We start from the raw sequence: 12,958 nt of genomic DNA, 5'->3' as shown, positions 1-12,958 counted from the left end.
TTTAAAAAAACATCCGATGCTGACCGCGACTGACCAAATGCAGTGCGCCCTGCAACACCGGCATTTCGGCCAGTCGCGCCAGCGGCAGACCCATCGCCACCAGCCGCAGCATCCGCAAGGTAATGCCATGGGTGACAATCATCGCCGGGCCGGGCAGATCGCTTAGGAAAGCCCGCACACGCGCCTCTAACCCCGAAAAATGCTCGCCACCCGGCGCGCGATCGTACCAGTCAAGCCCACCGCGCCCGCAGATATCCGGGTGTTCGGCGCAAAGCTTGCTCCACGTCAGGCCAGTGAATGCGCCGATGTCGATTTCCAGCAATCTGCTGTCGCTGATAAAGTCCTGATCGCCAAAGACGATCCGTGCAGTTTGCTGCGCGCGCCCGGCGGGGCTGGCATAACGCGCCATGCCGCGCAGCGGGCTGACCAGCCACGCCTGCCGGCGGGCCTGCGCCTCTCCCAGTTTGGTCAGGGGCGAATCAAGATGACCCTGCATCCGCCCCTCAGCGTTCCAGACCGTCTGACCATGACGCATCAGGTAAAGGTCTGGCCAGTCCGGCATCAGACCCATTTCGCCAGGGGCGGCAGGCTCATCAGCACCGCTTCGGGATCGTGGCCGGTCGCAAGACCGAATTTGGTCCCGCGGTCATAAACGAGATTGTATTCCGCATACAGGCCGCGATGGATCAGCTGCGCATCCTTTTCAGCCTCGCCCCAGCTTTGACCCATGCGCTTTTCCGCCAGCGGCAGGAAGGCGGGCAGAAAAGCCTCGCCCACTGCTTTGGTAAAGGCAAAATCAGCCTGCCAGTCGCCGCTGTTCAGATCATCATAAAAGATGCCGCCAACGCCCCGTGCCCGACCGCGATGCGGGACAAAGAAATACTCATCCGCCCATGCCTTGAAACGGTCATAGTAGTCCGCCCCATGGGCCGCACAGGCGGCGCGTAACCTACCATGGAAATGCGCCGTATCCTCAGCATATTCCAGACAGGGATTCAAATCGGCACCGCCGCCGAACCACCACGCCCCGGGTGTCCAGAACATGCGCGTATTCATATGCACCGCGGGCGCATGGGGGTTCTGCATATGCGCCACCAGACTGATGCCCGAGGCCCAGAAGCGGGGATCGTCCTCGATCCCCGGCACACCCCGCGCAGCCATGGCCTGCTGGGCCGGCAACGACAACTCGCCATGCACAGCGGACCAGTTGACGCCGACCTTTTCAAAGACGCGACCGCCGCGCATGACCGACATCAGCCCGCCGCCGCCACCCTCGCCACGCCGGGTTTCCCGGGCCTCGAACCGGCCAGGCGAAGAGGTGCCGGGCCCCCGGTCCTCAAGCCCTTCAAAGGCGGCGACGATGCGGTCGCGCAACTCACGGAACCAGACCGCAGCCTGTTGTCGCTGATCCTGCATTTCCATGGGCGCGCCTCCGCATTCGTGAATTGCCCCGCCCCGGCGGCGGGCTTATGCTTTCGCTGCAAACAACTAGAGCGCACGGCCATGACCCGCAACATCCTGCTTGCCCTGATGCCCGTCCTGATGGTAGCGGCCTGCGGCACACCGCAAGAACAGTGCATCAGCCGCAATACCCGCGAGTATCGCACCGTCTCGAATCTGCTGACCGAGGTCGAGGGCAATCTGGCACGCGGTTATGCCTGGCAGGAACGCACGGTGACCCGCACCGAATGGGACGAATGCCGCCATGTCTGGATCGACAAAGATGGCAATCGCCGTCTGGGCTATCGCCCCTGTCTGCGCGATGTTGTGGATACCGAACGTTATCGGGTCCCCATCGACCCCGCATCCGAGACGCGCAAGCGCGACAACCTGTTGCAGCGCAAGCAGGCGCTGATGCCCTCGGCCCGCGCTGCGGTCGATGCCTGCAAAGCCGCTTACCCCGAGGAAAAGAAGTCTTAATAGACCCCCGGCGCCAGCGGATCGCCCAGACTGCGACCACCATCGACGCGCAGGATCTGGCCGGTGACAAAGCTGGAGGCCTCGCTCGCCAGAAAGGTCACCGTCGCGGCCAGCTCATCTGCTCCGGCGATCCGGCCCAGAGGCGTGGCGGCAATCATACGGTCGCGCAGACCGGGATCTTCGCGCAGCTTTAGCTGTACGTTGTTCGACATGATGCTGGCAAAGGCGACGCCATTCACGCGAATCCGCTTGGGCGCCAGTGCCGAGGCGAGCGAACGCGTCGCCTGTGCCTGTGCCGCGCTGGCAATCGAATAGGCCAGCATCTGCGGCTGCGGCCAGTCGGCCGCCAGTGAGGTCAGATTGACGATCGCGCCATGCTGCAACACGTCGTCATCTGCGTCCTCGGCCTGCGCCATCATGCGCTTTGCGACCATCTGCGACAGGCGCAGCCCCGAAATCATGTTCTGGCGCAACATGTCGGCCAGCTGCTCCTCGTTCACCGTCAGCGGGTCGCAGCCCTGTACCATGCGATGCGCGTTAACGAGGATATCCACCCGGTCAAATGCGTCGATGGTGGCCGAGACCAGATTGGCAAGCGTCAGTTTTTGGCCCAGGTCCCCGGCAAAGGCACGAACCGGGCCTTCACCCTCGGCCTGTTCGCCAAGTTCGCTCATCAGCGCGGCCTCGTCGCTGTCGGCGAACATGACATTGGCCCCCACTTCCTCGAAATGGCGGGCGATGGCCAGACCGATGCCCCGCGCAGCGCCGGTGACGATCGCGGTCTTGCCCTGAATGGACACGTTCATCTTTTCCTGCCTTTCGGTTGGGGGCGCTTGCTGCCCGGGCGGCGCGCGCCCGTCGCAGTCAGTATCTTGAACCGGGAATCGCCCCCGAGTTCCGAAACATCAGCAAAGCATTCCCTCAGCACCTGCTCATAGGGCAGATGGCGGTTCGCAACCATCCACAACCGCCCCGCCCCGGTCAAAAGCCCCGCCGCAGCGCGGATGAAGCCAGCGCCAAGCTTGGGATCGGCGGCGCGCCCTTCGTGGAAGGGAGGGTTCATGATCACCCCGTTCACCGGTTCGGGCAGGCGGAAATCCAGCGCATCGGCCCAGTGAAACTGTGCCCGCGGATCACAGACATTGCGACGCGCGCAAGCCAGCGCCGTGGCATCCGCCTCGACCAGATGCAGCACCTCGACGCCGGGATGGGTAAGGATGCCGGCGGCAAGCCAGCCCCAACCCGCGCCAAGATCGACGATGCGGGTCGGCAACTTTTCGGGCAGATGTGCCAAAAGCGCCTGAGAGGCAGGATCGGGACCGTCGGCCGAAAAGACCCCGGGCCGTGTGACCATACCGGGTGCGGCCTCGTGATCGGCCGCCGCCCACCCGTCGGGCAGCCAGCCCGGGGCGGGTAAGATCACGCGAAATATCTTGCCATGCGCACGCGAATGCACCTCATCGACAGGAGCAAGGCCGCGCATCTCTTTCATCACAGCGTCGATACCGTCTGTTTTTTGTCCGTCGATCCACAGCGAGGCACCGGGCGCCAGCCATGAGACCGCCTCGGCAATACGCGCCCGCGCCTCGGCCCGGGCCCGGGGCAGAAAGACGACCGCCCCGTCGAAATCGCCCGAAGCTTCGGTCACGACCTCATACCCCTGCGCCACAAGCGCGCGATGATCCGGGTAAAAACCCTGCACGATCTGCAGGCGATCCGGTTCAAACGGCGCAAGATCCGTCGCAGCCCCGGCGCCAATCAGCAATAAACGTCCCTCAGGTGGCGTGCCACCAAATGCGAGTTCCAGCCTCGATCCAGCCAAATTTCTACTCTTTTTCCATAGTGCATTGCAGCGGATGCTGCTGGCGGCGGGCCAGTTCCATGACCTGCGCCACCTTGGTTTCGGCAATCTCGTGCGAGAATACGCCGACGACGGCCACCCCCTTGCGATGGACCGTCAGCATGATCTCGATCGCCTGAGCATGACTCATGTTGAAAAGCCGCTCCAGCACATGAACGACGAATTCCATCGGTGTGAAATCGTCGTTCAACAGCAGCACCTTGTACATCGGAGGCCGTTGCGTGCGGGGGCGGGTCTTAACCCCCAGCTCGACCTCTTCGCGGTCCCCGGGTCGATTGGTCATATGCGGATTGGTCACGACGCTTGCAAAAGAATTACGGATGGTTGTGCCACTGAATATAAAGGCTTTGCCTCGGCTTGATAAGCCCCGCCGCCCAAAGGGCTGCACAAAGGTTGAGCGGGGTTCGGCATATTGCGCCATAAGGTCGCAAACTTGCAGTTTCCGAACCCGGCAAGCCATGCTATTATCATTTCATTAACGAAGGGTCTGCATAATGAACGGACCCTCAGAGGCAGAAGAGACCGGGATAGTGAGCAGATTCGCCAGAAACGTCCGCTTGGGACTTATGATCCTATTCGCATGGGCGCTCCCCATGGCGGTAGCCGGAGCCCCATTCGCGGCCTTCGTCATGGATGCAAGGTCCGGGCAAGAGATTTACGCGCAGAACGCTGATACGCGGCTGCACCCGGCCTCGCTGACCAAGATGATGACGCTGTATCTGGCCTTTGCCGCGATTGAACGCGGGCAGGTGCGTCTGGACAGTAAGTTCCTGGTGTCGAGCCACGCCGCTTCGCAACCGCCATCCCGTCTGGGGCTGAAGCCCGGTCAACGTATTGAGTTGCGTTACCTGATCCGCGCCGCGGCAGTGAAATCAGCCAATGACGCAGCCACGGTGATCGGCGAAGGTCTCGCCGGATCGGAAGAGAAATTCGCCCGCCAGATGACCCAGACCGCCCGCGCCTTGGGCATGCGCAATACCAATTTCCGCAATGCCAATGGCCTTACGGCCGAGGGGCATTATTCGACCGCCCGCGACATGACCATTCTTGGCCGGCGGCTGTTCTATGACTTCCCGCAATATTATTCGATCTTCTCGCGCCGTTCGGCGGATGCGGGGATTGCCACCGTTTCAAGCACGAACCGGCGCTTTCTTGACGGTTATGAAGGCGCGGACGGCATCAAAACGGGATATACCCGGGCAGCAGGCTTCAACCTGACCGCTTCGGCAAAACGTGGCTCCAAACGGCTGGTTGCCACCGTTCTGGGCGGCACCTCGACCGCACATCGCAATGCGGTGATGGCGCAATTGCTCGACGCCGGTTTCGGAAAGGCCCCAACCCGTGTGCGTGAGGTCAGGCCCGCGCCGCCAGAGTTCGTCGCCGAGAAAAAGGTGCGCCGCACCGTGCAGGTCGCACGGGTCGAGCCGCGCCAGGCGCAGGCCAGCGCCTCTCTCTCGGTTTCGGACCGTCCGGTCGCACGGGCCTCAACCGTAGCCGTGGTTACTCCGGCAGCCATCTCTGCCGCCGTCTCACGCGCGCAAGCAGCGGCTCCGGCCCCAGCGCCCAGCACTGGCAGCACACTTCGCGCCAGCGCACGACCGGCGCGCAAGCCCGGCACCGGAGCGGTGGCAAACGCCGCTGTCGATCCCGAGGTCCTTGCCCGCGCGGCACGTCCCGAAGCGCGACCGGAGGAAGGCGATGCACAGGAACCCATCAGTGAACCGATCGAGGCCAACCGCCCCGTTCGTGCACCGCGTGACGGTCAATCGGCAAGCCTGATGCCTGCCGAACAGCCTGCGGGCTCTCCTTCTCTGTTCGTACAGACATCTGAGCCGCAACCAGAAAGCATTGCGCTGCTGGAGACCCCGGCCCCCGCTCAGCGGTCGGAGACCATTATCCTAGCCTCGCTGGAACCCGAAGAGGATAATGCTCCGCAAGCGACCGAAATCGTATCGCGCAGCGGCAATTCCGAGGGAAAGCGGTGGGGGATCTCGCTTGGCCTGTTCCGCTCGCAGGGTGAGGCCGAGCAGACCTTGCTGCGTACGGCCTTGCAGGAAAACAGCTCGCTTGGCAGCGCGTTAAGCCGCGTCGCCAGTACCAAACGCGGCTTTGAGGCGAATTTTGTTGGCATGACAAAAGACACCGCAGAACTGGCCTGTGGCCGCCTTGCCGCTCGCCAACAAGACTGCCGCATCATCGGCCCGTGATTCGACCGCTTCTCTGCGCCAGTTCTGTTTGAAGCTGGCGCAGAAATCCGGCAGGCTTGATTGACTTGCCCGCAAAAAATCCCGGCTCATCCAAGCTTTCCCAGAAACACCCTCCCGAAGTCAGGGAGTGCATTCGAGTCGATGGAAGCAGGCTGATTGCTTCGCTAAAACCTTTAGGGCTCTCAGCGATGAACCTCGGTCGCAGTCTATAGCGGGCCCGGCCGACGCTCTTCGGAAAGCATGACGTTCGCCTCGACCTGCCCCACTCCGGGCAGGGTCATGATGCGGCGACGCAGGATCCGTTCAAAATCCGCAATGTCGCGGGCGCGGATACGTAGCCGGTAATCGAACTGACCCAGAACATGCTGCACGACCTGCACCTCGGGGATCGCCATCACCGCACGTTCAAAGTCCTCAAGGCTCACGCGGCCTTTGACCGCCAACCGGATACCCAAAAAAACAGTCACCCCAAAACCCAACGCAGCCTCATTCACGACGATGCGACGGCCAGCAATCACCCCTGTCTCGGTCAGGCGGCGAATGCGGCGCCAAGTCGCCGGTTGGGTTAAACCAAGCATCCGGCCAATCTCTGCCGCGCCCCGCGTTGCGTCCTCGGCCAAAAGCCGTAGGATGGCGAGATCAGTCGCATCAGGCTGGACGCTCACAACGGCAACTCCTGCACGTCCTTGATGGTCGAAACGAGCATCAGCGCGTCACTATCCGCCACATGCGGCAAAGTCAGGATGCTTTCCCGATAAAGCTGCTGCCAATGCGCCATATCGCGCGCAATGACCGACAGCCGCAGATCCACCGAACCCAGAAAGGTCTGAATCTCGGTCACTTCAGGCACTTGCCGGGCGGCAGCGATGAATTCGTCGAAAGCGCGCGGATGGGTCTTATCAAGGGTAAAGCGCAGACTGACCTGCACCTCGTACCCAAGCTTACGCCAGTCTATCTTTGCCTCAACAGCCCTGATCACGCCATTTTCACGCATCCGCTCCAGCCGCCGCCACAGGCTGACCGGCGTCACGCCTGCCCGCTCGGCAAGTTCCGCATTCGCAATCCCGGGATCGGCCAAAAGCTGGCGCAAAATACGGCGATCAGTGACATCAGGCATGATTATTTCACCTTTGGCACAAATATGGCATGGTTTTCTCTGTATAGCCAGAGAAACCGCAAAGATTGCACGGAACCAAATCCTGATCGCTGCTAGAACACCGGCATCAATAGCCAGGAGATTCCGATGCGTGTCTATTACGATCGCGACTGCGACGTGAACCTGATCAAGGACAAAAAAATCGCCATGCTGGGTTACGGCAGCCAGGGCCACGCCCATGCGCTGAACCTGCGTGATTCGGGCGCGAAAAACGTTGTTGTCGCGCTGCGCGAAGGCTCGGCCTCGGCCAAGAAAGCCGAAGCCGAAGGACTGAAGGTCATGGGCATCGCCGAGGCCGCTGCCTGGGCCGACCTGATCATGTTCACCATGCCCGATGAGCTTCAGGCCGAAACCTATCGCAAATATGTCCATGACAACCTGCGCGAAGGTGCAGCCATCGCCTTTGCTCACGGCCTGAACGTGCATTTCGGGCTGATCGAGCCCAAGAAAGGCGTCGATGTCATCATGATGGCGCCGAAAGGCCCGGGTCACACCGTGCGCGGCGAATACGTCAAAGGCGGCGGCGTGCCCTGCCTTGTTGCCGTACACCAGGACGCGACCGGCAAGGCCATGGATCTGGCGCTGAGCTATTGCTCGGCCATCGGCGGCGGCCGCTCAGGCATCATCGAGACGAACTTCCGTCAGGAATGCGAGACCGACCTGTTCGGCGAACAGGCCGTTCTGTGTGGCGGCCTTGTCGAGCTGATCCGGATGGGCTTTGAGACCCTGGTCGAAGCTGGCTATGAACCCGAAATGGCCTATTTCGAGTGCCTGCACGAGGTAAAGCTGATCGTGGATCTGATCTACGAAGGCGGCATCGCGAACATGAACTACTCGATCTCGAACACCGCCGAATATGGCGAGTATGTCAGCGGCCCGCGCATCCTGCCCTATGAGGAAACCAAGCGCCGCATGAAAGAGGTCCTGACCGACATCCAGACTGGCAAATTCGTGCGCGACTTCATGCAGGAAAATGCTGTCGGCCAGCCCTTCTTCAAGGCGACCCGCCGCATCAACGACGAGCACCAGATCGAGAAGGTTGGTGAAAAGCTGCGCGCCATGATGCCCTGGATCTCGAAGGGCAAGATGGTCGACAAAGAGCGCAACTGACACGCCACAGGAAAGCCCCGCAAAAGCGGGGCTTTCCTGTTTCAATGGTGCGAAGGATCAGGCGATCTTCTGGGCCGCTTCCAGCCGCTCAACCGCGCGGCGTTCGCCGGTGGTGTAGATACCCGCTTTCAGCAGGCGCACCAACTGGGTGATAAGGACCGGATCGGTGCTTTGCAGCGCGCTGATCTGGCTGTTCGAAAGCAGCGCCACATACTCAAGCGCCACATCGTCACTGTCGGTGAAATGGGCTTTCTCCAGGCGATCAAAGATCGCACGAAGGCGGCGCGTATTGGTACCAAGGCTCACGCAATATTTCGCAAGCCCCTTTTCATCCATATTAACCGTCATCCCCCAGCCGCCAGTGCGGAAGCGATTGACGACGAATTCCCCGTCCTGTTTGACGTATTCAAGAAAGCCATGCGCGACCTTGAAACCGACTTTCGAGCTGGACCAGTCCATGCGCAGATCAAGGAAGCTCACAGGATCAAAGGTATAAGCCTGATTGGTTCTGTTCAGGCCAGCGGGCCAGCCGCGGGCGGGCGAACCGTAGCTGTGCACCTCAAGCCCGCGGACTGCGCCTGCGCCTCTGGCAAGCGTCACCCCCGCCAGAGCATTTGAGGTCACAAGGTTGCCCTGACTGTGACAGTAGATCGGCGTCCCAAGCATCCCGCCCGGAGTTCCGACCAGCAGCGCAAACAGCGATTGCGCCGCGGCATTTGAGCTGAGCAGTTCGTAAATCAGATCCTCTTTCGTGGCGGTCGGGCGGGTCTTGCGCATAGACTGCCAGACGCTATCAAAGAATTTGATCCAGTCTGTATTGTGACTGACGTTGCTGGTTTGCAGACCGGTCATCTGCGCCTTGTCCGTGACACACTGGTAAAGGTCGCGCCAGAAACCGTCTTTTTGTTGTAAACACCGATTACCGGACAGCCGAGCATCAACGACAACGCTTCGGCGCTGGCCTTGTGGTCCATCCCCGTATTCAGCATTCCGTTAACGAAAATGACCGATTTTGCGGGGTTAAACCAGGATTTCCCCCGCACCTCGGGCGAGACAAAGCGTGTCACTGCTCCGTCAGCATTGGGGACGACACCCTGGGCAATGGTTGGAAACAGCATCAATCACTCCTGCACTAAATCGTCTGTGGCATCTGACACGGCATGGCGTTGTTTGTGAAGACTTATTCTTCCACTACCTCAAGCACGCCGGGGATGACGCGCAGCGCCTGACGTGCGGGGGTGGTCAGGGGCGCATCCTCGGTGATTTCGATATCGACAAGATCTGCGCCGTCTTTTAGCCGCAGCGTGATCGGGCCACGGGCGCGGGGCGGCGCGTTGACCTCGGCCTGGATGCGGGCCAGTGCTTCGGCGATACCGGGAACCGCCTCGATCCCCGCAATCTCGACCGCCAGGCGGTTGGCACCGGCATCCGCGACAGCCTGCTCCAGCGGCATGACCGAGCGGGCAAGCAGCTTGACCTGATCCCCCGAAGGCTCGACCTGCACTTGCAGGACGACGTTCTCGCCCGGCTCCAGATGCTGGCGATGGGCATCAAGTGTGTCGGAAAAGACCGTGATCTCATAAAGGCCGGTAGGATCAGACAGGCCGACAAAGGCAAAACGGGTACCGCGCGCCGATTTTTTTTCCTGCCGATGGGCCACAGTCCCCGCAAGCTGGGCAACCAGCGCACCATCCTGCGCAGCCTGCGTGACCTCTGCCAGTGTCTGCACCCCTTTGCGGCGCAGGGCTGGCAGGTAGTCATCCAGCGGATGGCCCGACAGGTAGAAACCCACGGCCGCATGTTCCTCGGCCAGCTTTTCGGCAGGCATCCATACAGATGCGGCAACGGGACGAGGAGGCGGCAGATCCTCTCCGCCACCGAAAAGCGACGACTGGCTTGAACATGCCGCCTCCTGCACCGCAGAGGACCAGGCGACGAGACCATCGAGCGACTTCAGAACCCGCGCCCGGTTCGGGTCAAGCGCATCAAAGGCCCCTGCCCGGGCCAGCATCTCAAGCGGGCGTTTGCCGACGCGGCGCATGTCCACGCGGCGGGCAAAATCGTGCATATCGGCAAAAGGCCGGTCGCCGCGCGCCTGCACGATCAGGTTCATCGCCTCGACCCCGACACCTTTCAACGCGCCAAGCGCATAAACGATCTTGCCATCCCGCACACTGAAGGTCGCGGCCGAGCGGTTCACGCAGGGCGGGACCGTCTCGATCCCCATGCGGTCGGCTTCGCGCTTGTAAACGGCCAGCTTGTCGGTCAGGTGGATATCGCAGTTCATCACCGCGGCCATGAATTCAACCGGGTGATTGGCCTTGAGCCATGCGGTCTGATAGCTGACTACGGCATAGGCGGCAGCGTGCGATTTATTAAAGCCGTAATTTGCGAATTTCTCAAGAAGATCAAAGACCTCCCCGGCCTTCTTCGCATCGATTCCCTGTGCTTTGCAGCCCTCGACGAACTTGGGCCGTTCCTTCGCCATTTCTTCGGCGATCTTCTTGCCCATGGCACGGCGCAAGAGATCGGCGCCGCCAAGGCTATAGCCCGCCATGACCTGCGCAATCTGCATCACCTGTTCCTGATAGACGATGATGCCCTGCGTCTCGGCAAGGATGTGGTCGATCGAGGGATGGATCGATTCAAGCGGCCTCAGCCCGTTCTTGACCTCGCAATAGGTAGGGATGTTTTCCATCGGGCCGGGGCGATAGAGCGCAACCAGAGCGACGATATCCTCGATGCAGGTTGGCTTCATGCGCCGCAGCGCATCCATCATGCCCGAGCTTTCGACCTGGAACACCGCCACCGTCCGGGCCGAGGCAAACAGATCATAGGTCGCCTTATCGTCCAGCGGGATGGCGTTGATGCGATTCTCGGCCCCCGTTGCGGGCTGGTAAAGTTCGCGCCCATCGGCGGCGACATGCAGGGGACGCCCGCCGGTGTTGATCAGGTCCACCGCGTTCTGGATCACGGTCAGGGTCTTGAGGCCAAGGAAGTCGAATTTGACCAGACCCGCCTGTTCGACCCATTTCATGTTGAACTGTGTTGCCGGCATGTCCGAAGCCGGGTCGCGGTAAAGCGGCACCAGCTGATGCAGCGGTCGGTCCCCGATCACCACGCCAGCAGCATGGGTCGATGCGTTCCGAAGCAGCCCCTCGATCTTTGAGGCGTAATCAAGCAGGCGGTTGACGACCTCTTCCTTGGCGGCCTCACGCAGACGCGGTTCATCCGCCAAGGCCTTGGTGACGCTGACGGGTTTGACGCCTTCGACCGGGATCATCTTGGACAGGCGATCCACCTGACCAAAGGGCAGTTGCAGCACCCGCCCGACGTCGCGCACCGCCGCCTTTGACAGCAGCGCACCAAAGGTAATGATCTGGCCGACCTTGTCGCGGCCATATTTCTCCTGAACGTATTGAATCACCTCTTCGCGGCGATCCATGCAGAAGTCGATGTCAAAGTCAGGCATCGACACCCGCTCGGGGTTCAGAAACCGCTCAAAGAGCAGGCTGTAACGCATTGGATCAAGGTCGGTAATCGTCAGCGCATAGGCCACGAGAGAGCCAGCCCCCGACCCCCGGCCCGGCCCGACCGGGATACCATGTTCCTTGGCCCATTTGATGAAATCGGCAACGATCAGAAAATAGCCAGGGAACCCCATCTGCTCGATGATGCCCAGCTCGAACCGCAGCCGCTCTTCATATTCCTCGACCGAGGCGGAATGCGGGATAACCGCCAGCCGGGCGCGCAGCCCCTCCCACGCCTGACGACGCAGTTCTTCGACCTCATCATCAGCGAATTTCGGCAGGATCGGCTTGCGCTTGCTGACCGCATAGGCGCAGCGGCGGGCGATCTCGACGGTATTGTCGATCGCTTCGGGCAGGTCGGCAAACAGCGTCGCCATCTCGGCCGCGGTCTTGAAGTAATGTTGCGGGGTCAGCCGGCGGCGCGGCGCGGTCTGATCGACATAGGCACGCTCGGAAATGCAGATCAGCGCATCGTGGGCGGCATAAAGATCGGGCTTGGGGAAATAGACATCATTCGTCGCCACCAGCGGCAGATCCAGCGCATAGGCGATGTCAACCATACCACCTTCCGAGCCCACCTCTTCGGGAACGGGCTGGCCTTCGGCGTCATGATGGCGCTGCAGCTCGACATAAAGCCGGGTCGGGAATGCGGCGGCAAGCCGCTGGGCCAACCCACGGGCCTCTGCCTCGCGCCCTTGCAGCACCAGCTGCCCCAGGGGCCCGCCCGCCCCACCGGTCAGGCAGATCAGCCCCTCGGCCCGGGTTTCCAGCTCATCAACAGTGACATGGGGCAGCGAATTGTCGTCCCGCAGATAAAGGCAGGTCGAAAGATCCATCAGGTTCAGCCAGCCTGCCTCATTCTGCGCCAATAGCACAATCGGGCCGGTCATCTCTGCCTGCAGCGTCACCTGGCAACCGATGATCGGCTGCACGCCCGCGTCCTGCGCCTTGACCGAAAACTCCAGCGCCGCAAAAAGCGCGTTCGTATCGGTCAGCGCCACAGCAGGCATACCGTTCTGTGCCGCCAGATCGGCAAGTTTTTTGACCGGCACCGCGCCTTCCAGCAGCGAGTGTTCGGAATGCGTGCGAAGGTGAATGAATCGGGGCGAATTTTCCGGCATGGCGCCAATCTAAGGGTGATCTGCCCAACTGTGCAATTGCCCGGCGGCGGAAA

General features: G+C 61.4%; 13 protein-coding genes. 3 read left to right on the top strand and 10 right to left on the bottom strand.

The window, feature by feature from the left end; all coding sequences use genetic code 11:
- Window position 1 precedes the first annotated feature (1 nt).
- Entirely contained in the window at window positions 2–562 is a 561-nt protein-coding gene (locus tag M511_RS08130) for a histidine phosphatase family protein (protein ID WP_176224527.1), read from the bottom strand.
- Entirely contained in the window at window positions 562–1,422 is an 861-nt protein-coding gene (gene hemF / locus M511_RS08125) for an oxygen-dependent coproporphyrinogen oxidase (protein WP_010397367.1), read from the bottom strand. Before hemF ends, M511_RS08130 begins: the two co-directional genes overlap by 1 nt.
- An 81-nt stretch (window positions 1,423–1,503) precedes the next feature.
- On the opposite strand from hemF, the gene M511_RS08120 reads away from it, so the two are divergent.
- Window positions 1,504–1,920 carry a hypothetical protein gene (locus tag M511_RS08120; RefSeq protein WP_010397369.1) on the top strand — a complete coding sequence of 139 codons (417 nt, stop codon included), beginning with the start codon at window positions 1,504–1,506 and terminating at the stop codon, window positions 1,918–1,920.
- Here the strand turns inward: M511_RS08120 and M511_RS08115 are convergent.
- The 3 genes from M511_RS08115 to clpS form a co-directional block, all read right to left on the bottom strand.
- A complete protein-coding gene (locus M511_RS08115) occupies window positions 1,917–2,726 on the bottom strand; it encodes an SDR family NAD(P)-dependent oxidoreductase (protein ID WP_010397371.1) in 810 nt (269 codons plus the stop codon). The genes M511_RS08120 and M511_RS08115 overlap by 4 nt on opposite strands.
- A complete protein-coding gene (locus M511_RS08110; protein WP_227493496.1) occupies window positions 2,723–3,685 on the bottom strand; it encodes a class I SAM-dependent methyltransferase in 963 nt (320 codons plus the stop codon). The genes M511_RS08115 and M511_RS08110 overlap by 4 nt, the downstream gene beginning before the upstream one ends.
- Before the next feature lie 61 nt (window positions 3,686–3,746).
- Window positions 3,747–4,064, bottom strand: a complete 318-nt coding sequence (gene clpS / locus M511_RS08105) for an ATP-dependent Clp protease adapter ClpS (RefSeq protein ID WP_028712279.1) — start codon at window positions 4,062–4,064, stop codon at window positions 3,747–3,749.
- A 346-nt stretch (window positions 4,065–4,410) separates the two neighbouring features.
- Between clpS and M511_RS08100 the strand changes: the two genes are divergently transcribed.
- Complete coding sequence (locus tag M511_RS08100) at window positions 4,411–5,988, top strand: D-alanyl-D-alanine carboxypeptidase family protein (RefSeq protein WP_085501884.1); 1,578 nt, start codon at window positions 4,411–4,413, stop codon at window positions 5,986–5,988.
- 206 nt (window positions 5,989–6,194) lie between these two features.
- On the opposite strand, the gene M511_RS08095 is transcribed toward M511_RS08100, so the two are convergent.
- Complete coding sequence (locus tag M511_RS08095; RefSeq protein WP_085501883.1) at window positions 6,195–6,653, bottom strand: Lrp/AsnC family transcriptional regulator; 459 nt, start codon at window positions 6,651–6,653, stop codon at window positions 6,195–6,197.
- Entirely contained in the window at window positions 6,650–7,105 is a 456-nt protein-coding gene (locus M511_RS08090) for an Lrp/AsnC family transcriptional regulator (RefSeq protein WP_010397381.1), read from the bottom strand. The genes M511_RS08095 and M511_RS08090 overlap by 4 nt, the downstream gene beginning before the upstream one ends.
- 126 nt (window positions 7,106–7,231) lie before the next feature.
- Between M511_RS08090 and ilvC the strand changes: the two genes are divergently transcribed.
- A complete protein-coding gene (ilvC, locus tag M511_RS08085) occupies window positions 7,232–8,254 on the top strand; it encodes a ketol-acid reductoisomerase (protein WP_085501882.1) in 1,023 nt (340 codons plus the stop codon).
- Window positions 8,255–8,311: 57 nt separating this feature from the next.
- On the opposite strand, the gene M511_RS08080 is transcribed toward ilvC, so the two are convergent.
- From M511_RS08080 to dnaE, 3 genes are all read right to left on the bottom strand, one after another.
- Entirely contained in the window at window positions 8,312–9,106 is a 795-nt protein-coding gene (locus M511_RS08080) for a hypothetical protein (protein ID WP_240547569.1), read from the bottom strand.
- Entirely contained in the window at window positions 9,103–9,372 is a 270-nt protein-coding gene (locus tag M511_RS19155; RefSeq protein ID WP_240547568.1) for a hypothetical protein, read from the bottom strand. The genes M511_RS08080 and M511_RS19155 overlap by 4 nt, the downstream gene beginning before the upstream one ends.
- Window positions 9,373–9,434: 62 nt before the next feature.
- Complete coding sequence (gene dnaE / locus M511_RS08075; protein WP_085501881.1) at window positions 9,435–12,905, bottom strand: DNA polymerase III subunit alpha; 3,471 nt, start codon at window positions 12,903–12,905, stop codon at window positions 9,435–9,437.
- Window positions 12,906–12,958 lie beyond the last annotated feature (53 nt).

Origin of the sequence: Paracoccus sp. J56 (assembly GCF_019633685.1) — a bacterium.
Lineage (GTDB): Bacteria > Pseudomonadota > Alphaproteobacteria > Rhodobacterales > Rhodobacteraceae > Paracoccus > Paracoccus kondratievae.
This window is presented reverse-complemented; position numbering and strand designations above follow the sequence as displayed.

Coding starts and splice junctions, on each gene's coding strand:
- M511_RS08130 (WP_176224527.1), bottom strand. CDS start 562: ATGCCGGACTGGCCAGACCTTTACCTGATGCGTCATGGTCAGACGGTC.
- hemF (WP_010397367.1), bottom strand. CDS start 1,422: ATGGAAATGCAGGATCAGCGACAACAGGCTGCGGTCTGGTTCCGTGAG.
- M511_RS08120 (WP_010397369.1), top strand. CDS start 1,504: ATGACCCGCAACATCCTGCTTGCCCTGATGCCCGTCCTGATGGTAGCG.
- M511_RS08115 (WP_010397371.1), bottom strand. CDS start 2,726: ATGAACGTGTCCATTCAGGGCAAGACCGCGATCGTCACCGGCGCTGCG.
- clpS (WP_028712279.1), bottom strand. CDS start 4,064: ATGACCAATCGACCCGGGGACCGCGAAGAGGTCGAGCTGGGGGTTAAG.
- M511_RS08100 (WP_085501884.1), top strand. CDS start 4,411: ATGGATGCAAGGTCCGGGCAAGAGATTTACGCGCAGAACGCTGATACG.
- M511_RS08090 (WP_010397381.1), bottom strand. CDS start 7,105: ATGCCTGATGTCACTGATCGCCGTATTTTGCGCCAGCTTTTGGCCGAT.
- ilvC (WP_085501882.1), top strand. CDS start 7,232: ATGCGTGTCTATTACGATCGCGACTGCGACGTGAACCTGATCAAGGAC.
- M511_RS08080 (WP_240547569.1), bottom strand. CDS start 9,106: ATGACCGGTCTGCAAACCAGCAACGTCAGTCACAATACAGACTGGATC.
- M511_RS19155 (WP_240547568.1), bottom strand. CDS start 9,372: ATGCTGTTTCCAACCATTGCCCAGGGTGTCGTCCCCAATGCTGACGGA.
- dnaE (WP_085501881.1), bottom strand. CDS start 12,905: ATGCCGGAAAATTCGCCCCGATTCATTCACCTTCGCACGCATTCCGAA.